The 20,598-nt window shown below is 46.6% G+C and carries 18 protein-coding genes; 11 read left to right on the top strand and 7 right to left on the bottom strand.

The window, feature by feature from the left end:
* Positions 1–52 precede the first annotated feature (52 nt).
* From L4C42_RS17360 to L4C42_RS17350, 3 genes are all read right to left on the bottom strand, one after another.
* The gene (locus L4C42_RS17360) at positions 53–1,441 is read right to left on the bottom strand and encodes an SLC13 family permease (protein ID WP_353498807.1); all 1,389 of its coding nucleotides are present in this window, start codon (positions 1,439–1,441) and stop codon (positions 53–55) included.
* A 324-nt stretch (positions 1,442–1,765) separates the two neighbouring features.
* Positions 1,766–2,614, bottom strand: a complete 849-nt coding sequence (locus L4C42_RS17355; RefSeq protein ID WP_429761444.1) for an alpha/beta hydrolase — start codon at positions 2,612–2,614, stop codon at positions 1,766–1,768.
* A 150-nt stretch (positions 2,615–2,764) separates the two neighbouring features.
* Positions 2,765–3,355: a TetR/AcrR family transcriptional regulator gene (locus L4C42_RS17350; protein ID WP_353498805.1), complete on the bottom strand. Its 591-nt coding sequence runs from the start codon at positions 3,353–3,355 to the stop codon at positions 2,765–2,767.
* 133 nt (positions 3,356–3,488) lie between these two features.
* On the opposite strand from L4C42_RS17350, the gene L4C42_RS17345 reads away from it, so the two are divergent.
* The 4 genes from L4C42_RS17345 (at position 3,489) to L4C42_RS17330 (ending at position 7,151) form a co-directional block, all read left to right on the top strand.
* Positions 3,489–4,445 (top strand): AEC family transporter, encoded by a 957-nt coding sequence (locus tag L4C42_RS17345; RefSeq protein ID WP_353498804.1) that lies wholly within the window; start codon positions 3,489–3,491, stop codon positions 4,443–4,445.
* A gap of 387 nt (positions 4,446–4,832) precedes the next feature.
* Complete coding sequence (gene thiM, locus L4C42_RS17340; RefSeq protein ID WP_418642623.1) at positions 4,833–5,624, top strand: hydroxyethylthiazole kinase; 792 nt, start codon at positions 4,833–4,835, stop codon at positions 5,622–5,624.
* A gap of 7 nt (positions 5,625–5,631) precedes the next feature.
* Entirely contained in the window at positions 5,632–6,264 is a 633-nt protein-coding gene (gene thiE, locus L4C42_RS17335; protein ID WP_429761441.1) for a thiamine phosphate synthase, read from the top strand.
* 14 nt (positions 6,265–6,278) lie between these two features.
* Entirely contained in the window at positions 6,279–7,151 is an 873-nt protein-coding gene (locus L4C42_RS17330) for a glycerol kinase (protein WP_418642625.1), read from the top strand.
* A 14-nt stretch (positions 7,152–7,165) separates the two neighbouring features.
* Here L4C42_RS17330 and L4C42_RS17325 read toward each other — a convergent pair whose 3' ends face one another.
* Complete coding sequence (locus L4C42_RS17325; RefSeq protein WP_353498800.1) at positions 7,166–7,744, bottom strand: SPOR domain-containing protein; 579 nt, start codon at positions 7,742–7,744, stop codon at positions 7,166–7,168.
* Between the two features lie 245 nt (positions 7,745–7,989).
* On the opposite strand from L4C42_RS17325, the gene nhaD reads away from it, so the two are divergent.
* Positions 7,990–9,432: a sodium:proton antiporter NhaD gene (gene nhaD / locus L4C42_RS17320; RefSeq protein ID WP_353498799.1), complete on the top strand. Its 1,443-nt coding sequence runs from the start codon at positions 7,990–7,992 to the stop codon at positions 9,430–9,432.
* Positions 9,433–9,489: 57 nt separating this feature from the next.
* Here the strand turns inward: nhaD and L4C42_RS17315 are convergent, their stop codons facing one another.
* On the bottom strand, positions 9,490–9,924 hold the full coding sequence (locus tag L4C42_RS17315; RefSeq protein WP_418642626.1) for an Mpo1 family 2-hydroxy fatty acid dioxygenase: 435 nt from the start codon (positions 9,922–9,924) through the stop codon (positions 9,490–9,492).
* Between the two features lie 263 nt (positions 9,925–10,187).
* Between L4C42_RS17315 and L4C42_RS17310 the strand changes: the two genes are divergently transcribed.
* Both L4C42_RS17310 and L4C42_RS17305 read left to right on the top strand, forming a co-directional pair.
* The gene (locus tag L4C42_RS17310) at positions 10,188–11,303 is read left to right on the top strand and encodes a DUF1254 domain-containing protein (protein WP_429761438.1); all 1,116 of its coding nucleotides are present in this window, start codon (positions 10,188–10,190) and stop codon (positions 11,301–11,303) included.
* A gap of 308 nt (positions 11,304–11,611) precedes the next feature.
* Positions 11,612–12,151 (top strand): hydrolase, encoded by a 540-nt coding sequence (locus L4C42_RS17305; protein ID WP_353498795.1) that lies wholly within the window; start codon positions 11,612–11,614, stop codon positions 12,149–12,151.
* Between the two features lie 43 nt (positions 12,152–12,194).
* Here L4C42_RS17305 and pdxR read toward each other — a convergent pair whose 3' ends face one another.
* Positions 12,195–13,643, bottom strand: coding sequence for a MocR-like pyridoxine biosynthesis transcription factor PdxR (gene pdxR / locus L4C42_RS17300; RefSeq protein ID WP_418642628.1), 1,449 nt, complete (start codon positions 13,641–13,643; stop codon positions 12,195–12,197).
* A 91-nt stretch (positions 13,644–13,734) separates the two neighbouring features.
* On the opposite strand from pdxR, the gene L4C42_RS17295 reads away from it, so the two are divergent.
* From L4C42_RS17295 to L4C42_RS17280, 4 genes are all read left to right on the top strand, one after another.
* Positions 13,735–14,394 (top strand): pyridoxamine 5'-phosphate oxidase family protein, encoded by a 660-nt coding sequence (locus L4C42_RS17295; RefSeq protein ID WP_353498793.1) that lies wholly within the window; start codon positions 13,735–13,737, stop codon positions 14,392–14,394.
* Between the two features lie 224 nt (positions 14,395–14,618).
* A complete protein-coding gene (locus L4C42_RS17290) occupies positions 14,619–15,698 on the top strand; it encodes an acyltransferase (RefSeq protein WP_418642629.1) in 1,080 nt (359 codons plus the stop codon).
* 53 nt (positions 15,699–15,751) lie between these two features.
* Positions 15,752–16,477 carry a nitroreductase family protein gene (locus L4C42_RS17285; RefSeq protein ID WP_418642630.1) on the top strand — a complete coding sequence of 242 codons (726 nt, stop codon included), beginning with the start codon at positions 15,752–15,754 and terminating at the stop codon, positions 16,475–16,477.
* 184 nt (positions 16,478–16,661) lie between these two features.
* Positions 16,662–17,135 (top strand): Dps family protein, encoded by a 474-nt coding sequence (locus L4C42_RS17280; RefSeq protein ID WP_353498790.1) that lies wholly within the window; start codon positions 16,662–16,664, stop codon positions 17,133–17,135.
* Between the two features lie 82 nt (positions 17,136–17,217).
* Here L4C42_RS17280 and L4C42_RS17275 read toward each other — a convergent pair.
* The coding region (locus L4C42_RS17275; protein WP_429761433.1) for an Ig-like domain-containing protein at positions 17,218–20,598 on the bottom strand (3,381 nt) is incomplete at its 5' end.

Genomic DNA, 20,598 nt, shown 5'->3' with positions numbered 1-20,598 from the left:
CTACTCCATCGGAATAGGGGCGTTTTCATTGTAAGTCTTCAACTAACGTTAACTATGCCCAGAACGTCACTGCAATTAGGGTCAAGGCACCAATACAAGCAATGTTGAGCAAGATACCTATTCGCATCATCTCTTGCTGCTTAATATAACCTGAAGCGAACACTATTGCGTTTGGTGGTGTAGCAACAGGCAACATAAACGCACATGACGCGGCAACAGCGATCAGCACCGACAAGATCACTGGCGACATACCAAAGGCTTCGGCAACACTGGCGAAGACAGGAATCAGCAGCGCAGCACTGGCTGTATTACTCGCAAACTCTGTTAGGAATACCACGAAAGCAGCAATCACCAAGATAATGAACAGCATACTAAACTGAGAAATCAGTTCGCTAAGCTCATTCGCCAAGAACACGCTAGTCCCTGTCGCTTTCAACACATTACTTAAACAGATACCGCCACCAAACAGCAATAGCACACCCCAGTCAGCGGTTTTCTCAATGTCCTTCCAGTGAACTACACGGGCAAAGTTAACGGCGACAATCGCACCCAATGCCACAATAGTATCGAACTTAGCATAGCCACCTAACATAGCGTTGATTGGCTTACTAAAGATCCAGAAAAACACGGTTAAAGCGAAAATCAGTAAAGTAACGATTTTACCTTTGTCCCAATTTACAGGCTCATGGCTAATCTCAAATTCTCCATCGAGTTTTGGCTTAAGCACAAAAAACAGCACAGCCAACGCTATCGGCAACAGGATAAACGCAGTCGGTAAACCAAATGCCATCCAATCCGTGAATGTCATTCCAATCTCAGCCGCGGCAATCGCGTTGGGAGGGCTACCGACCATAGTCGCGATACCACCTATACTGGCGCTGTAGGCAATACCAAGTAACACAAACACATAAGTGTTGTGACCACTTTCTTCATTCACTTTACTGAGTACACCAAGCACGAGAGGTAACATCATAGCTGCGGTTGCGGTATTACTGATCCACATCGACAGCAATGCAGTCACGCCGAAAAGCATAAACACGGCGACACTCATACGTCCTTTTGCCAAGACCAGCACTTTGTCGGCGACCACCTTGTCTAACCCTTGTCTATGCATAGCGGCAGCTAAAGCAAACCCACCAAGGAACAAGAAAATTATCGAGTTAGCAAAATTATTCAGCGCCGTCTGAGTATCAAAAACATTGAACAATACCGCGATCACAGGCACCAGAACTGCCGTGACCGTCACGTGTAAGGCTTCTGTAAGCCAAAGCACAGCGATAAACGTCAATATGCTGATACCAAGTACGACATTGGGTTCAAAAGGTAGGGTCGAGTAGAGGACGTAAAACAGAACAATATCAGCAAGAATGATTAAACTATTGCGGTTAAAAAACCACTCTCGAGTATTGGAGGGTAAGGGGACACTATCATTTCTATTCATTATTATGGCTTCCTTTAGTCAATAGGCGGATGCTCCCTTGAGGGGCTATCTCAAGGTGAACGCCCTAGAAACCACAAACATCACTAAGCTATCGATCACTAAACTAATGATGACTAAGCTACTGAAAGTAGGGAAACTACCGTGAGTTTTAACTCGATGTTGTAATTGTGTTTTGAGATGAAAACCCAACACTCAGCAAAGATGTAAGTGGAACCAGGCCATGATCCCACATACCAAACCATTTACATAATACAAACCTATCAATTCGTTAACCACATCAACATTGTGGATACATAAGCGTAACCTTGATCAAATCGCTGAGGATTATGACGTTAGCCTGTCAAATGCGGCTTTCGCCTCATCACTATGCATAACTCGACCATGTCCCTGACCCTGCGTTGTGATCAGGGTGACCAACGACATTTCTTCAGCCGCTTTTTGAGACACTGAGTAATTAGTAAATCGGTCTTTTTCATCATGTACGATGATTGTTGGTGTGCTGCGGCGACCTAGCTTGTTGTATGGGTCAATCGAGGTGATCGGGTAGTGATATTGCGATTGAATATCATCAACAACCGCCTCAAAAAGTCGCATTGAATACCCGGAACGCGCCACGCTGCCAAACAGGTTATCGAGATAATCAAGCACAGGTGCGATAAGTAGCAAGGGCTTATCTTGGAGCTTGGCATGCTTACATTCAATCGCCGCTGCCGTACCCATACTATGCCCGACTAAACCCGCCACTTCCTTTTCACTATCGAGCAAGCCTTCCAAACCACCTACAAAGGCGGGGATGTGCCCGTAAGCGCCTTCGCTTTGTCCGTGAGCTGGATGGTCATACGCAAGAGCGGTATAGCCTTTACTCGCAATATGCTCCATAAGTGGAAAGAATTGGCTCGCAGTACCAGACCAACCGTGTGTGAGTAACCAAACGGGTCCAGTTCCCAAACGATACGTCTTCAGCACACCTTCAGAGGTCGTCACGTCCGAAATGCTTAAGCCTTCCGGCTGAGCATTCTTTGGCGTTGAACGCACTGGCGTCAGAAGCAATTTCTTAGCAGTACTTTTAGCATGATTAGGTGCGAGTTTATGGTGAGCTCGAGTGGTCAAGTTGACCATTTTCTTCTTGAAGCTGAATTTTTTTGATGTATTGAAGTAGATTTTATCACTCATGACTGACTGTCCTTTTTATCCTCGTCATCCTCGGATAGTTTTGTTGTTGAGCATCTATTTAGAACGACCGTGCTTTTTTAAGTTAGCGTTTTACTCGGTCTCTCAATCTAAATTACCGCTCCATTTAAATAGTTGTTCAGATGTAAATCGTTATTCAGGAATCGACCAAGACTTTATAGAGGTGTCAACACTGTTCCAAAATCGCTGACTGCTCTCCTGCTCACCCACCAGCGAGTAGAATACATGTGCACTTAGGTAGTGCCCATAGAGCTCAAACGCGGCTTGTTGCGGATCGAGTGTCGGCTTAAATTCACCACTGTCGACCCCTTTTTGTATTTGGATTGTCAAATAGTGGATCCAGCGATGGATTGCTTTTCTGAGCGCTTGCTGTAGTTCGTCCTGCTGACTGTCTCGCCACGCATCAATAAACATGCAACTCCCTTGAAATGAATGGTTCCAGCTCATCCAATTGTCGATAAGATGCTTAAGCTTTTTCGTTACCATCTCATGCTCGAATTCACGAGCAGGAGAAATCACTCTAGTTTGAAACGTGGCATCCGCATGTTGAACTACGGCAACTTGCAGGTTGACCTTAGAGTTAAAGTGAGCAAACAGACCACTCTTCGACATGTTGCATTGCTTGGCCAGCTCACCGATCGTTAGACTTTCCAGTCCATCTCTGCTCGCAATCTCGAATGCCTTCATCAAAATATGATCTTTTGTTAGCCGACCTTTACTCATAATCACCATCATCAATTCTTCTGCATAGTTTCAATTTAGCACGGTCGTACTATTTTTCAATCTACATTTATTTGTATGACAAGCTATGAAATAATCACTTGGACATCATCCCCTAACAATATGGAAGTAAATCATGGATCTATTGATAGAACAGTTGCTGTTTTCGATTTCAATCACCGGTCCTATTTGCTTACTCATTATTCTTGGTGTTGTCTTCAAACGCATCGGACTTATCAACGATAATTTCATTGAAGTTGCTTCTAAACTCGTCTTTAAAGTTACGCTACCAACTATGCTGTTTCTGAGCATAGTGACGTCAGAACACGATTTCGCCTCAGCTAAGCAATTTCTTACCTTTGGCGTTATCGCTAGCGTCACTTTCTTCCTATTTAGCTACTTCTCCGTGGGCACATTGTTCAAGAAGTCGGCTGATAGAGGCGTGATTATACAAGGGTCGTTCAGAGCCAATACTGGTATCATTGGTATCGCCTATGTCGCCAATGCTTATGGTGAGCGCGGCATTGCTCTAGCCGCATTGTACGTTGCGATTACTACCTTTATCTATAATGTGCAGGCGGTGATTTGCTTAACTCCGAAAGGGGCTGATTCAGGAACATCTGCAGGCAAAATCATGCTCACCACACTCACTAAAAACCCACTCATTATTGCCATCTTGCTGGGTTTGCTGGTGTATCTGCTATCGATTCCAGTCCCAACTATCGTAGTGGACGCGGGAAACTACTTTGCCACCATGACGTTGCCACTTGCGTTGCTGTGCACAGGCGGCTCACTTGATCTTAGCTCAATGAAGAAAGAGCAAGCCCCAACTTGGATCGCCAGTGGCTACAAGTTGGTATTGGCACCGCTTGCCGTTACGCTCGCCGCCTATTTAGCCGGATTTCGTGGTCTCGAGCTAGGGATTCTGTTCTTTATGAATGCCTCGCCTGTTGCTGCTGCTAGCTATGTGATGGCACGCTCAATGGGCGGCAACTCGATCCTTGCTGCTAACATCATCGCACTGACTACCGTACTTTCTACCATCACTTGCACCCTAGGCATTCTGGTCCTTTCTTTGTATGGACTGATCTAGTCTCTGCTCAGACTCTTATATAAAACCATCATAGACCAGTGCTAGCCTAACCACGGCTAGCACTATTTTTATATCCCAGTACAATGAATATACCCAAGTGACCTCAAGATGACGGATTCAGAGCGTTAGACAAAGCTTATATCAAGGAAAATATCTGAAATAATGGCGATCCATTTCGAAGATATTTGACGCGGAGATAAGCTTTGTCTAACGCTCCCTTCGGGCGTGTTTGCTTGGTTCGGATTCATTGTTGGCGGTTTTCAGCATAGAACCACCATGCTTTCAAACCGCCGCCGCGACTCCAAACCAAGCAAATCTCGCTGAACCATCATCTTGAGGTTACTTGGGTATATATGAAAAAGCTCGAATGAGCCTTTGGAGAATAGAATGAATAAACAACAAATCGTCAGTGCCCTAAACAAAGTCCGCGAACAAAAACCGCTGGTAGTGAATATCACCAACTTCGTGGTCATGAACAACACCGCCAACGCATTATTGGCCGTTGGTGCCTCACCAATCATGTCTCACTCAAAACAAGAAATGACTGAGATGATGTCGTTCGCTGGAGCTCTAGTCATTAACATTGGTACGCTAGACAGTGTATGGCGCCCGGGTATGTTCTTCGCTGTTGAGCAGGCTAATGAAAACAACAAACCTGTGATTCTTGACCCTGTGGGCTGCGGCGCAACGAAACTGCGTACCTCTACGGCTCGTCAATTAGCGGAACTTGCCGACAACTTGATTATTCGCGGCAATGCTTCTGAAATCATCGCAATGGCGGGTGAGAAGTCGCAAAATAAAGGCGTGGACGCCCTCGATGCCAGTGAAGCCGCTCTATCAGCCGCTCGCTCATTGGTAGAAAGCTACGCATGCAGCGTCGTTGTGTCTGGAGAAACGGACTACATCGTGACCAAAGAGCGCACCATTGCACTAAGCAATGGTCATGAGATGATGCCATATGTGACTGGTATGGGCTGCTCACTATCAGCTGTAACTGGCGCGTTTGCTGCCGTTGGTGAAACCAGTGGTGTCGCTGCTGCAGCGATCTTCGCGATTGCCGGTGAAATAGCTGCCGAGAACTCTCAAGGTCCTGGCTCGTTGCAAGTCAATCTACTCGATAGCTTGTATCAGCTAAGTGCGGATGACATCGAGTCTCGCCTTAAATTTCGCGAGTGCTAAACATTCCATGGCAAATAATCCGTACCGCTCATATCTAGTCACCGACGAAAACCAAGACTTGCCCACATTAGTTAGCGTTGTCCGCGAGGCCATCGCGGGCGGGGTTACCATGGTTCAGCTTCGTGAAAAACATCATGATGTGCGTGCTTTCATTGAGAAGGCGAAAGCCGTCAGAGAAGTACTAAATGGTACTGGCGTCCCTCTTATCATCAACGACCGTGTTGATGTTGCTCTTGCTGTTGATGCCGATGGTGTGCACCTTGGGCAAACAGATATGCCTGCACATCTCGCTCGAAAACTGATTGGTTCACAAGGTATTTTAGGCTTGTCGATTGAAAGCGAAGCTCAACTAGCAGAGGCTCAATCACTTCCCATCGACTATATCGGCCTGAGCGCGATTTTCGCCACCCCAACCAAAACAAACACCAAGACCCATTGGGGTCTGGAAGGGCTACGCAACACGCTAAGTAAAACGACACTTCCTGTCGTCGCTATTGGGGGCATCAACGACACCAACCTCAAAGACGTTGCAGCGACTGGTACACACGGTGTTGCGTTGGTTTCGGCCATTTGTCATGCGGAAAGCCCCAAGCAAGCGGCTACAGACCTACTTGCCTTAATGGATAGTTCATCGAATTAGGAGAGATAAATAAGGTGACCAGCCACAACAAACTTTCAACATCAGCGCTGGCGAAACAGCGCCAAGTCGAGCCAAAATCTCTATTTAACGAGTTAAAGCAGCTTGGCTACATTACCTGGCATGACGAACAGTGGATGCTCACCGATGTCGGCGCTCGATTTGGTGGTGACTACGTTGAAAGTGAAAAGTATGGTCGCTTTATTGTCTGGCCAACAAATTTAGTGTTAGATGACACACTCCGCAGCGACAAGCACCTAACCGCAACACAACTTGGTGAACGTCTAGGTCTAGCGGCCAAGAAAATCAATCTTCTACTCAGTGAGCTTGGCTGGTTGCAACGTCAAGACACTGAATGGATAGCCACGCTACAAGGTGTACGTGCTGGCGCCCAAGCTCGCACCGATAAAGCCAACCATAATAAGTTTGTAGTCTGGCACCCAAGTGTGCTGAGAAACCACAGACTTAAGCAGAGTGTTTTAGAGTTTAAAGGCGCAGATGCAGAAGCCCATTCAACCGAAAAGTCGTTTTCAAGCTTCCGCCAAAAGTTTACAGCAAAGCATCGCACGCTCGATGGCCACTATGTCCAGTCTAAAGGCGAGTTACTGATCGATAACTGGTTGTACATGGCAGGGGTCGTTCACGCTTACCAGAGGCAATTGCCCATTGAGCAAGACGTGGTCAGCGATTTCTATCTACCCACAGGTAAAGTGTATCTTCAATATTGGGGCTCAGATTCAGGGCCAATTGAGAGTAAAATGGTAGAGGTAACTCGCACTTTATATCAGCAGCATGATTTACCACTGATTGAAGTCTTTCCGGAAGAGATTGAGCAACTGGACAGCATTTTGCCAAAAAAACTCAAACCCTTTGGAATTAAAGCCTATTAGTCACCGCTTTATTGTCAGAAGAGGCACAAACAGTCTTGGTGTCCATGTTTACCAGCAATCATATATGGTGTGATCGCCACTGCGGCCACTTCGCTCACAACTTGTTGTGACGAGTGTGAGTCCTGACGCTGGGGTGGCTGTTTTTTCGCCACCATTTGTGGGACTGTCGTGGTCAGCTTCTGCGTAGTCGAGCGAATAAACGCATCGCGATAACTAGGTAGTAGACGCAGAGCAAGGAGATCTTGTTTGGCGTTTTCGAATGACTGATATGGCCCGACCAAACAGCGATCACCGCCCACATCAGGCTTCAACCAAATAGGCTGGTTGACAGTGTCTTGTAATTGACTAGGCGCCGTGCGTAAGCTGCCAGGTTTAACAAAGCCACACTGTATCCAAAATGACTGCTCTTCATGCGATGGGGCTTTTTTTCCCCACACACCTTTACCGATTGGGCATTCACTCTCCAAAATAGGTAACGTTGACTCAGAGCGACTGCCACTGTCACACACCATTGCCGCGTGAACAGGCAAAACCACCAACATATGTAAACCCGATAACAACATAGTCACCATCATTGCGAACCCTGTTTTCATGCTCCCTCCTGACGTCCTGTCAATCACTCAGCTTGATATCTGCTCACTATTTAGCCTAGGCGTTAATTAACTTAAGTCAAAACTTGGCGTTATGAAGAAAATTCAGCGAAGCGACGCACAAAAAAATGGCCACATCAGTTGAGCAGATCTGCGTCAGCTCACAACGCAATTGTTGAAAAACCATTAAAATACCGTATCGCATTTGTTAGCGCCTGATTTCATCTAAGCTTTTGAAGGATCAAAACATGAAGAAAATAAGTCGGTGGCCAACCTTTTTACTCCCCCTTTTATTTGCCACCTCTAGTTTCGCTTCTCCCAGTGCATCGTCTGATGCGTTTAATTTCACTCAATCTACCGTCGGTTATGCATCGTTATTGATTTTTGGCATCGCCTACACCTTAGTGATGATGGAGGAATACCTAAAACTGAGAAAATCCAAGCCTGTCCTGCTCGCCGCAGGTTTGATTTGGATACTCATTGGCTTCGTCTACAAAGACATTGGCCAGCTCGAAATCGCCAAATCCGCTCTGGAGCACAACCTGCTGGAATACGCTGAGTTGCTACTGTTTCTGCTTGTCGCCATGACCTATATATCGGCGATGGAAGAGCGGCGTCTGTTCGATGCGTTGCAGTCTTGGATGGTGGGCAAAGGGTTTGATTTTCGCACGCTATTTTGGCTAACCGGTATTCTGTCTTTCTTCATTTCGCCGATTGCCGACAACCTCACCACCGCACTTTTGATGTGCGCTGTGGTACTTAAAGTGGGCGGCAGCAACCTTAAGTTTGTCAACATTGCCTGTATTAACATCGTTATGGCAGCGAACGCCGGCGGGGCATTCAGTCCTTTCGGTGACATCACCACTTTAATGGTCTGGCAAGCGGGTCATGTGTCATTCTCTGAGTTCATGCCACTGTTTGTGCCTTCCGTGGTGAACTACATTGTGCCTGCGCTAATCATGTCGCTGTTTGTCCCTAAAACCCAACCCGATGCCGTACATGCTCATGTCGAGCTCAAGCGCGGCGCGTTTCGGATTGTTGGTCTGTTTATCCTAACCATTGCAACCGCTGTAGCGTTCCACGCAGTCTTCCACTTCCCTCCCGTGATGGGGATGATGATGGGGCTTGCCTATTTGCAATTCTTTGGTTTCTTCCTTCGCAAAACGCTTCCTCGCTCTATCGCGAAGAAAAAAGCTGTCGCTATTGCCAATAACGACGAAACGGCGCTTAAACGCCTCGGCTCAATCGTGCCATTCGACGTATTTAGGCGTGTCTCCCACGCAGAATGGGATACTTTACTGTTCTTCTACGGGGTAGTGATGTGTGTAGGCGGCCTAAGCCTACTGGGCTATTTAAGCGTCGTCTCGGAGATCATGTACACCCAATGGGATCCTATTTGGGCCAATGTGATGGTGGGTATTTTGTCTGCTATCGTCGACAACATCCCAGTGATGTTTGCCGTACTTACCATGAATCCAGAACTCTCTATGGGTAACTGGTTATTGGTCACGCTTACCGCAGGTGTTGGGGGCAGTTTGCTGTCTGTTGGTTCAGCCGCAGGTGTGGCACTTATGGGGGCTGCGCATGGTAAATACACCTTCTTCGGCCATCTCAAATGGATGCCGGTGATCGCCATTGGTTATGCCGCTAGTATCTTTGTCCACCTTTCAATGAATGGCAGCTTATTCTAGCCACCATTCGTGAATAAGATGTCTAATAACAACACTTAAGCCCCTAACTGAAGGGGCTTATTTTTGCCTGAAGACCCAAATAGGGCCAATGAGAAGGAATTGGATGTCATCGAAAAAAGAAGGCTTTTTTCCCTCAATTTTGTGCCCAACGAATTGCATGATCCACAGCACCACAAACAAGCCTATCGACAAGCTGAGAATCGATACGCCAAACATATCGGCAAATGTGATTACGGCTAAGCAAGCTAGAGTAAACAGCAGCATTTGAATAAACACCGAGCGCGACAACCTAAAGTAAAAAAACATCACTGGAAGCATCACGAGCCAAACCCAGTTAATGGAAACACTACCTAGGGATAAATGAGGAATGCACCATATGAGTCCAACGATAGATAAATAGATACCGGGTACGGCAACTTTATGTATTTTTCTGTTGGTACTGTTCTGATGACTTTCTCCGTATGCATCTAACCATTGCTGTAACGACTTCATTTTACTTCCTTGTTGTGTATGACCGTTGATTTCGATTGGTGTTAAAACTCTAGACCAAAATCTGCAACTCTTCCTCCCTTCCTCAGGCTCTTAACATTACTCACTAGACGGCCTCCTGGTATTCATCTAACGCATATCAGTAATAACAATTCATGATTTCAAAATATAATAACGACGTCCTACTATAGCCACAGACCCAAGGAATGAAGTCGACACCCTGCTTGAGCTGCAAGCACTTCAAACTTGAATTAAGGCTATCTGAGATGAAAAAACTTACTATTTTGGCAACGATTACTGCTTCTCTATTTGCAACAACAACCTTGGCACATGATCTTGGTGATCACTTGCCTAAGAAAGGGCAACCAACCGCACTTCAAATCGAGAATGGCGGCAACACAAATGTCACCAAAGACAATTTCATTGCCGCGGAGTCAGACAAATATTTCTTCGAACAGCAAGCGAAGTCTGGTATCAACCACTTCACGCATGATCGACAACTTCTGACAATGGAGACACAAACGGTAGTTAGACAAAACCGCGACACTCTCTATTCAAAGTCAATATGGGACACCAAAGGCGGCGTAACGTTCGAGCTGCCTATTCTAGACAGTTATCAGGCGCTCCAAGTCATTGATGAACAGCACCGAACCGTAGCGGTACTATACGCTGCCAAAGGTCAAAACAAGGTGACCATTACTCCTGACATGCTCTCTTCAGGTCAGCACGTTTGGGTTATTGCACGCACTCAAGTCGGATCCAACGCACCCGCCGACATTCAAGAAGGCAATCGCAAGCAAGATATGCTCAAAGGCACAGCTTCTTCTTCTGAGCAGTACATACCAAAAGGCTTCGATCAGTTTGATCGAGAGAAGGTACGCTTAGCGCTTGAAGCAAACGTGCTGCAACTAGACTTTACCAAAGCAATGGGCGCACCCGATGGCAAAACGCTAAAACGCGAGCAACACCTTGAGCCACGTAAGGTCGAGCAGTTCCATGCTCTCGGTTTGACTTCAATGGGTTTTGGCGGATTACCGAGTGAACATGCCTACTACAAAGTTCTATTAGCACAGGACCGCTCTGGCGAGTGTCAAACTATGAACTTTGACGCACCACCACTGGGTAAAAATGGGTTCTTCTCTATCACAACCTATGGTTCTGATGCGTATGTGCACACTGAAGAGTTTGCTTTATCGAGCCGAAAAGATGAGCTCAAGGCGAATAAAGATGGCACTTATACGGTGAACTTTAATTGTGGTGAACAAGCGATCAACAATATCGATGTGGAAAAAGGCTGGACCGGTATCCTGCGCATGTACAAGCCGAATTCAGACAAACAAATCGTCAACTATGCGAAAGAAGTTGAGCAGCCACACGGCTAATCACTAGCTCCATACCAACGCAGTTCGACAGATGTTGAACTGCATTGATTTACAATGTAAACACTTGATACCGCAACATCAAAGAATAGCTACACTTTCCAAAATTTAACCTATCATTCAATAAACTATGTTTGGCGGTTTACCCACCGAAGCGCTCGTAACCTTTTATCGACCATGGTCTAGTTACTAAGCTAAACGTGGGTCGCTATGATGGTTCGTTAGTATGGCCCGTCGATTTATCGTGGCGCAGTGGGCTTGGCACCGCAGGCACTTGGTTTATCGAACAAATATTAGATCAGGAGGACTAAATGCTAGACCAGAATAACACCCAGCTAATGATCATCGACGTGCAAGGAAAGCTGGCTCAGTTAATGCACGACAAAGAGACACTATTTAGTAACCTCAACACGCTAACCAAGGCGGCTAAGCTCATGGAGCTGCCAATCGTGTGGGTTGAACAAATTCCGGATAAGCTCGGTGCGACGATTGACGAAATCAGCCTAGAGCTTACGCACCAGCGACCAATTGCAAAAGAGGTATTCAGTGCTTGGGGAGAAGAAGCCGTGCGCACTGCCACCGAGAATCACAACCGAAAACAAGTGCTATTGGTCGGCATCGAAGCCCATATTTGTGTGCATCAAACCGCCTGTGAACTGATTGAAGCGGGCTATGAAGTACATCTTGTTACTGATGCTGTCTCCTCCAGAACGCCTGCGAACAAAAAACTTGCCCTCAAGCGCTTAACTCAAGAGGGTGCAATTCTCACCTCGACAGAGATGGCACTGTTTGAACTACAAAGAGTCGCGCGGGGTGACCAGTTTAAATCCCTTCTTAAACTCATCAAGTAGTCTTGAGCTCATACCGCAGTTTGGTTGAGTAACCACAAGCCCGTTACTCAACCAAGGAATAGTAGAGCTCAGCTAACACCTTCACTTTATCTGGTATCGCCTCTATTGGGGCGTTACCAAAACCGAGAACAATGGAGCCATAATTACGCGGCTTCGCTAACGGTTGATAAAACTGCATAGGTCTCACCACCATACCCACCTCTTGTGCCATTTCAGACAGTGTTATTTCATCAACAGAACTTTGCCATTGAATAGTGGCGTGCAGCCCTGCCCCTTGTGAAACCAATCGCCAGTCTTGGCCAAATGCATCTTGTATACACTGCTTCATGACTCGGTACTTTTGCTCATAGAGTCGACGCATCTTGCGGATATGTCTAAGTAGCCCGCCTTCATCAATAAAGTCAGCCAACGCCGCTTGCACCAGTGCGGGTGTGTCGCCTGATAATGCATCTTTAATTTCTAAACAAAGCGGTACTAGATGAGGAGGAACGACCATGTAACCTATCCGCAAAGAGTTAAACATCACCTTACTCATCGAACCAATGTAGATCATTTTATCCGCGTTACCGCTCTCTGCAGCTAGGCCTTGCATACTACGGAACGGGCGACTATCAAACTGAAACTCACTGTCATAATCATCTTCAATGATCCATGACTGATTCTGCTGAGCCCACTCAATCAATTGCAAACGTTGCTCAGTTTGAATCGAGCAACCCATGGGATATTGATTGCTCGGCGTAAGATAAATGCCGCTCGATTCACTGTTCACTATGCGCTGAATGTCCACCCCTGTTCTAGCATCTACATCGACAAAATCGTAATCCACTGCAAAGGTATCCAGCACTTTCACCACTTGACGGTAACCAGGAAGCTCCACCAAAAAACGTTGATGAGGTTTGAGCTTCTGAGTGGCGAGCAACGCGATAGCAATCGACTGTTGAGCACCTGAGGTCACTATGATCTGATCCGGATTACAAACCACGCTACGACTACTCGTAAGGTATCGATGAAGTGCCTCTCGCAAGCTCACCAATCCCTGTAAATCTTGGTTCCCAAGCAATGTACTACGGTTACTGTGACGCTGCAGTAATCGACTCCAAGCCGTCATAGGAAAGGCTGAAAACTCAGCAACACCTGGGGCAAACAATCCATTATTTGGCGTATCATCCGTTCCACGTTCTGCTGTCACCTGCACCTGATCTGATGCCATGTATTGCTCCGGCAATGACAGTGCCACATAGAATCCACTGTTTGCTTTGGCATTCAAGTAACCCTCAGCAACCAGCTGCTCATAAGTCTGTATCACTGTATTTCGACTGATCTTAAGCTGAGATGCCAGCAATCGCGTGGAAGGGAGCTTGGCACTCGATGGCCAAAATCCTTTAAGAATGCGCGTACGGATCTGCTGAAACAGAACCTGCTGCAAAGTCACTTTGCCAGATGCTATAGCTTCAAGGTCAATAGAGAGGTCACTCGAATCGATTACGCTCAAACTGGATCCACCATTTTTAATATTTTGGATCTAAACAGAGTACCAAAACTTTCCTAATCTAGCTGCAACAGATGAATAAGGAGGTCATGCCATGCTGTCACAAACAGAGCGAACACAAATCAAAAAAGGGACTCACAAGGCCGTATTAGAGACCCAAGCACTTTACGATATTATCGACGAAGCACTCATCGCACATATCGCTATAAACGATACCAATGGGCCAATCATCATTCCCATGCTGGCTTGGCGAGTCGAGAACAAGGTGTATATACACGGTGCTAAGAACAGCCGCCTGTTACGAGTGCTAAAGTCAGGACAGAAGACCTGCCTTACTTTTACACTGTTTGATGGATGGGTATTAGCACGTTCCGCTTTTCATCACAGTGCTCACTATCGAAGTGCCGTCGTGTTCGGTGAATTTGTCACCGTCGATAACAATCAAGACAAAGATCGGCTTTTGAATCACTTTATCGAGCATATTGCCCCAGGAAGAACCGAGCAAATCCGGCTGAGCAATCACAAAGAGTTGGCAGCGACCGAACTGCTGGCTATCGAACTCAATGAGGCATCAGTCAAAGTCGGCTGCCATGGTGTCAATGACGACAAAGCCGACCTAGATATCCCAGTTTGGGCTGGCGTGCTTCCGTACCGGACTGTCGTCGGTCCGCTTGAACCATGCGACGATCTTGCTGAGTGTATCGACACACCAGACTACTCATCTGCTTATGGAAATCGTTGGCATAGCTCTTAACTGGTGAGTTCAATCATAGCAGTGGCATGAGGGAGCTGTAAGAAAACGCCAAACAACGTTAAACGGAGCAAAAGCAAAAGGGTGTAAAAATTACGATCAACCACAAATTGTTGCAAAATACTTGCACCCATACAGCAAATTATTGATGCCAAACACGCCAGTTAAACCAATAAATGCTAGTGTGAAGAGGTTTCGTTTCTAGTGAGAAAACATCTCTTCATACTATGCAGCAAGTTACTAATAAATCAGAAAAAATTACCAGCTTTGAGTTTGCTAGGGTCATCGCGCTACTGGCCGTTATTTCCATTCATGGTCAATTATTCATGGACTATGGCTATATCGGTGAAGAGCCTTGGCTTAACTTCATCACCAACCAAGCCGCTCGATTTGCCGTACCGTTGTTTTTTGTTATCGCCGGCTATCTTATCTACCCAAAACTCAACGCAAGTCCCTACACAACAGCGAAAAACTACAGCACGCCATTGATGATTATCTGGTTTATATGGAGCCTCATTTGTCTTGCGCTACCTTTTAACTTAGGTGTCGTAGCGGAGCACGGTTACTTAGCAGAGCGCACCGGCTACTGGGGTTACCTTATGCAAGCACCACTCAACTCTCTGTTTGAGGGTGGCTTAGTACACTTATGGTTTATCCCATCACTGGTGATCGCAGTCTTCATGATTGCGTGGTTTGTCGACAACAAGTGCCGTTCGTTAATGCTCCCATTTGCAGTCATTTTCTATATCTACGGCTTAGCAGCGGGTAGTTATAATGTGCTCACCGAGATGGAAACCCCAATTTTTACTCGCAATGGTCCTTTCTTTAGCTTCCTTATGGTTGCTATTGGTTTTGAAGCTCGCCGCCATCAATGGAGAATGAGCGTAGGAAAAGCTCTGCTCCTCGCTGCGGCTGGGATGGCGATACATTTTTCAGAAGCATACTACCTACACGGACATGGCCAAGTATTTAATCTCAATGACTTTTTACTGGGTACCTCAATATGGGGAGCGGGACTGATGTTTTTCTTACTCGCTAAACCGAACTTAGGAAAACACCCTATTTGGCTGTCCCTCGGTAAATGGGTATTGCCGATTTACGTGATACACCTATTGGTCACTATCTACATGACCAACATCGTCGCTATTTTAGGTGTAGAAACGGTTGCCGCAGACGCCATTGTGTTCTTTGGCACTATTATTGGCTCTGTCATCTTGATGTTTATTATTGAGAAAACACCGCTATCGTTTGCTAATCTGCGTCGCATTAAGTTCGGTAAAAACAAAGCAGCTTGTCGTGAGGCGTAATACCTGTTAGAAAGGTGCCGATCACAGGCACCTCAAACGTACCAGGTATTCCCATGAAACACGTCTCCGAACTGGAACAACTTCTTCATTCACGTCGCTCAGTACGCAAATACAATGCTGAAGCGGCGTTTGACCATAACGCGGTTCAACGCGCTCTCGAACACGCAACTCTCAGCCCAAACAGCAGCAACATGCAAATGTGGGCATTCCATCGAGTCATCAGCGATGAAAAACGCCAGCAACTTGCAGAGATCTGCATGGGGCAAAATGCGGCTAAAACGGCCAATGAACTGGTTGTCGTCACGGTAACTCCGAACAAATGGAAACAGCGCGCGGCAATGAATGCAGATATCGTGCGCGCTAATTTTGCGGGCCGCGAAGACGAGACCTCAGAGCGTGCATTTAAATACTACGACAAGCTCATTCCTATGGTGTACAACAATGACGCTTTAGGCCTGCGTGGGTTAATGCGTAAGATCTACAGCTTCTGGCTGGGGCGCAATAAGCCGATGGTAAGAGAAGTCAGCAAACAAGATGTTCGTGTGTGCCTTCACAAAAGTGCTTCACTCGCTTCAATGACGTTCATGCTATCGATGCGCGAGCAAGGATACGACACCTGCCCAATGGAAGGCTTTGATTCTGTACGTACCAAAGCATTGTTAGGTCTGGCTGATAACGATGAAATCACGATGATCATCAGTTGCGGTGTTCGTACTGAAGAAGGTATCTACGGCGAGCGCCATCGCGTACCTAATGAACAAGTGATTATCTCTCACTAAGCGAGCAGTCAGCATTGAAAAACGCCATTCCTACTAAGGCTGGAATGGCGAACTATTAAGACGATAAAATAGTAATAGCAAACACCTATCAATACTATCACTACAATCGATTATTCCTTTTTAACTCCCCACCATATACTGACTTCAACAAAACAAGATTCCACTCTTCCCAGAGGACAGTATTATGACAACCACTAACCTTATCGGTCTAGACAAAGACGCATCACAAGCAGTTGCAGCTGAACTTAACCAATTGCTCGCTAACTACCAAGTATTGTACATGAACACCCGTGGTTACCACTGGAACATCAAAGGTGAGCAGTTTTTTGAACTTCACGTCAAGTTTGAGGAAATCTACACCGATCTACAGACTAAAATCGATGAATTGGCAGAGCGAATTCTAACCATTGGTCATACGCCAGATCACTCGTTTAGTCGCTACCTTGAACAGAGTCAGATCGAAGAACATCAAAACGCTTATCGTGGCAAAGAATGTGTTACTGGTCTTGTGAATGGCTTCTCGGTTTTGATTCATCGTCAACGTGAGATCTTAGAGCAAGCATCACAAACCAATGATGAAGGTACTGCAGCATTAATGGGTGATTACATTCGAGAGCAAGAGAAGTTGCTGTGGATGTTAAATGCCTATCTAAACTAAAACGAACAATCGCCATAGGGCACTCACTCACCCTATGGCTTCTAACAGACAACTTTATGGTTGAGACCAGCTAGTCGTCTATTTATTGGTTACCAAACTGGTATTCGACGACCGCACTGTAGGTTGTCACATCATTAAGGCGAATAAAGTAACGAGACACTTTTGCACCAATCATAATGTTTGAAGATAGCTTCCCCTTAAGGGCAAATGCGATGTAAGGGTCGATACCGTCTTCCGTCGACTCAATTTTTTGCCCTTGATACTCACTCTCAAATTCCGTTCGCCAAGCTAGTGCTCCGGCGATACCATTGAGCGACACCTTGTCGTTTTCCCACAAAGTATAATCAACATCCAATCCAATACCCTGCCCAAGCGCTGGCGTCACTTTAGCAACCGTGCGGTGATAATCCTCGGGAGATTGACCAACATCAGCTTCTAACTCGGCACTCCCTTTGCCAAGGTTTATATAGTAAACTGACATCGCCCAATCTTGGTTATATCGATATCCTACCCCAAGTAACCAAGCTGTATCACGATCTTCGACACTCAGCACCTGTGGATTATTGTCATAGTTTCTATCATCCGCTCTCGCCTGACCGATGTCCGCCTTAAGAAACCAATCAGCGTTGACGTTAAATGCCGTTAGCAAGCCTAACAACACGGTACTTACACGTACTTTTCCAGCACGAATTGCACCGAATACCGCCAGTATCATCACAAGCCACCCTCCTATTGAGCCACCGCTTGAGCTATTTCTCACCACATCGTTGCTAGCAAGATTCACGTTTACCGAGACATTTGAGAATGCCGTACCACCATTACCATCAGAGATGCCATAGCTCAGCGTATCGACACCAAAGAAGTCTGCGGGCGCTTGATAGACTAGCTGGTTATTCTCAATCGATACGCTACCAAGCTGACTACTGGCACTCGTCACCTGTAGCGCATCGCCATCACCATCATTGTCGTTTGCTAGTACATTGATCATCACTGTACCACCTTTGACCACGGTGGCTTCATCCGACTCCGCTTGCGGAAGAGTATTCGATGAGGTTGTCGCTACGCCACCAGGGTCAACGATTCTGCCATTTGCTTCACCATCGTCATCATAAATACCACCATCCTTTATGGTTAATTGCACGCACCAGTGGCCTTCTATCAGCTGCCCCTGCTGCCATGAGCTATCACCAGGAGGTGGACAATATCCTTCAAATCCAGGTGCTGATGAGACGTAGTTGTCTGGATCAGTGCCATCATTTGCTAATGTTACCCAACCGTTTGCCTCACTGTATTTCCGATAAACTGCATTTAGAGGGATCGGTCGACTTTGAGGGAGTACCAAAGAATAGCTTTGCCCGGGGATCGGTAGACCAATCGCAACATAGTCAAATACCCCTCCGACATTTGTTGCGTCCTCATCTACAGGCAATTCCTGCTCTAGCAGCAACGCTCCTCCCGTCATTCCATCAGCAACCGTCACACCCTTACGCAAGCACACACCTGGCTCACCTTCTACCAGGTAACTGCTAGACTCCGACGCATAAGACTGAATGACATTACATTCGGCTATCGCATCTTGGAAATCTGGAATACCATCACCATCACTGTCACTATAACCCTCTTGGTTGTCTGGAATGAGATCACCATCAGTATCCTCTTCCCCGAGGGTGGCAAGTTCAGCCACGACTTCTAAGAACACGCTGGTGTTCACCGTTTCATTGCCAGAATCGGTCACTTCAATAGCAAGCTCATAAACACCATCGGTGAGAGCGCTTGGATCAAACTCAAATACTGACTCAGCCTGGCTGATGTTCGCCAGCGCAGAATTATCATTGATCCAACGATACTGGTGGCTATCGCCCGGATTGACGTCGTCAACAACAGCAGTGATGGTCACCATGCCTTGTTGCGGAGAAATGACCGTTCTAGGCTCCTCATTTTGAATGACTTGTAGCGCCACATCAGGTGCAACATTAACCTCATAAACCGTCAGCACATATTGATACTTACTGCCAAGGTTGACGGTATCAGATAAGGTGATGATTAAGGTTTCTTCACTATCTGCCACATCGTCGCTGAAGATCTCAAAATCAATCACCCCCTCAAGCCCTGAAGTAATCACTACTTCCCCTGAAACAAGATCGTGATCTTGAGTATCCATTGTGCCGCCAGCCGTGTATGGGATGACCACAGGGTAACTGCTAGGCTTGCCGTTGAGATAAACCGCAACTTGATGTTCAGTACCTTCAACAGTCTTACCATCTTTCTCTATTGAGATTAATGGGTGAACCGTAATAGTCTGCAATGATTTACCTGTATTGCCGCTTTGATCCGTCGCAGCCCACGAGACTTTGTGAACACCAGGAGTGAAGAACCCGTCGCTGTTTTCAATCACAACAGGAAGTTGCTGACCTGAACTATCAATCGCCGTTGCTACCCCAAGGTCAACTTTAGTAAATAGTGCAGAGGCATTGATCTCAACATCATCGGGGGCGGTGACGGTTGGACCATCACTTGCGACTATTTCTAACACAGCCTCACCAATCACTTCAGCATCGTTACTATCTTTGACACCATACTTTATGGTGACCACCCCTACATCAGCAGTCTGAAGCTCAATACTGTCACCATTAACGGTTAATGTTCCCGAGTCTGCCCTCGCCCAAGAGAGCGTTAATGTGTCATCATCAGGATCCATATCGTTGGCTAGGGGCGCAAAGCTATAAAGGCCTTGCGCTGTCGCAGCAAATGTTAGGATCTCACCAGTAACAACGGGGTCATCATTCACACTGATGACCTGAACATTAATGGTTCTATCTACCGTATAACCGCTTTCATCAGTCAAAGTGATCGTAAAGCTGTCACTGCCGTTGTAGTTGGCGGTTGGCGTGTAGACGATGTCCGTGCCGTTAATAACTATCTGACCATGACTCGGTGCGGATTTCTCCGTTGCTGTCACCGTATCGCCATCCACATCGCTAAAGTTGAAGCTCAACGTTTGGTTGTTGTCTTCATCGGTAGTGAGGGTCGACGCCACCGTGATGCTCGGCTCATCATTCACGCTGGAGACCGTCACGGTGATGGTTTTATCCACAGTGTAGCCGCTGCCATCGGTCAAGGTAATGGTGAAGCTGTCACTCCCGTTGTAGTTGGCGGTTGGCGTGTAGACGATGTCCGTGCCGTTAATAACTATCTGACCATGACTCGGTGCGGATTTCTCGGTTGCTGTGACCGTATCGCCATCCGCATCGCTAAAATTGAAGCTCAACGTTTGGTTGTTGTCTTCGTCTGTGGTCAAGGTCGACGCAATTGTAATGCTCGGCTCATCATTGACGCTGGAGACGGTGACGTTGATGGTTTTGTCTACTGTGTAGCCGTTACCATCGGTCAGTGTAATGGTGAAGCTGTCACTGCCGTTGTAGTTGGCGGTTGGCGTGTAGACGATGTCCGTACCACTGATGGC

The organism is Vibrio wakamikoensis, from assembly GCF_050337275.1.
GTDB classification, from domain to species: Bacteria; Pseudomonadota; Gammaproteobacteria; order Enterobacterales; family Vibrionaceae; genus Vibrio; species Vibrio chaetopteri.
Note: the sequence above shows the minus strand (reverse complement) of the source record. Positions and strands in the feature narration are given on the sequence as shown.

What these genes read in the sequence shown, in the direction of transcription:
- L4C42_RS17360 (WP_353498807.1), bottom strand. Translation starts at nt 1,441, where the DNA reads ATGAATAGAAATGATAGTGTCCCCTTACCCTCCAATACTCGAGAGTGG.
- L4C42_RS17355 (WP_429761444.1), bottom strand. Translation starts at nt 2,614, where the DNA reads ATGAGTGATAAAATCTACTTCAATACATCAAAAAAATTCAGCTTCAAG.
- L4C42_RS17350 (WP_353498805.1), bottom strand. Translation starts at nt 3,355, where the DNA reads ATGAGTAAAGGTCGGCTAACAAAAGATCATATTTTGATGAAGGCATTC.
- L4C42_RS17345 (WP_353498804.1), top strand. Translation starts at nt 3,489, where the DNA reads ATGGATCTATTGATAGAACAGTTGCTGTTTTCGATTTCAATCACCGGT.
- thiM (WP_418642623.1), top strand. Translation starts at nt 4,833, where the DNA reads ATGAATAAACAACAAATCGTCAGTGCCCTAAACAAAGTCCGCGAACAA.
- thiE (WP_429761441.1), top strand. Translation starts at nt 5,632, where the DNA reads ATGGCAAATAATCCGTACCGCTCATATCTAGTCACCGACGAAAACCAA.
- L4C42_RS17325 (WP_353498800.1), bottom strand. Translation starts at nt 7,744, where the DNA reads ATGAAAACAGGGTTCGCAATGATGGTGACTATGTTGTTATCGGGTTTA.
- nhaD (WP_353498799.1), top strand. Translation starts at nt 7,990, where the DNA reads ATGAAGAAAATAAGTCGGTGGCCAACCTTTTTACTCCCCCTTTTATTT.
- L4C42_RS17315 (WP_418642626.1), bottom strand. Translation starts at nt 9,924, where the DNA reads ATGAAGTCGTTACAGCAATGGTTAGATGCATACGGAGAAAGTCATCAG.
- L4C42_RS17310 (WP_429761438.1), top strand. Translation starts at nt 10,188, where the DNA reads ATGAAAAAACTTACTATTTTGGCAACGATTACTGCTTCTCTATTTGCA.
- L4C42_RS17305 (WP_353498795.1), top strand. Translation starts at nt 11,612, where the DNA reads ATGCTAGACCAGAATAACACCCAGCTAATGATCATCGACGTGCAAGGA.
- L4C42_RS17295 (WP_353498793.1), top strand. Translation starts at nt 13,735, where the DNA reads ATGCTGTCACAAACAGAGCGAACACAAATCAAAAAAGGGACTCACAAG.
- L4C42_RS17290 (WP_418642629.1), top strand. Translation starts at nt 14,619, where the DNA reads ATGCAGCAAGTTACTAATAAATCAGAAAAAATTACCAGCTTTGAGTTT.
- L4C42_RS17285 (WP_418642630.1), top strand. Translation starts at nt 15,752, where the DNA reads ATGAAACACGTCTCCGAACTGGAACAACTTCTTCATTCACGTCGCTCA.
- L4C42_RS17280 (WP_353498790.1), top strand. Translation starts at nt 16,662, where the DNA reads ATGACAACCACTAACCTTATCGGTCTAGACAAAGACGCATCACAAGCA.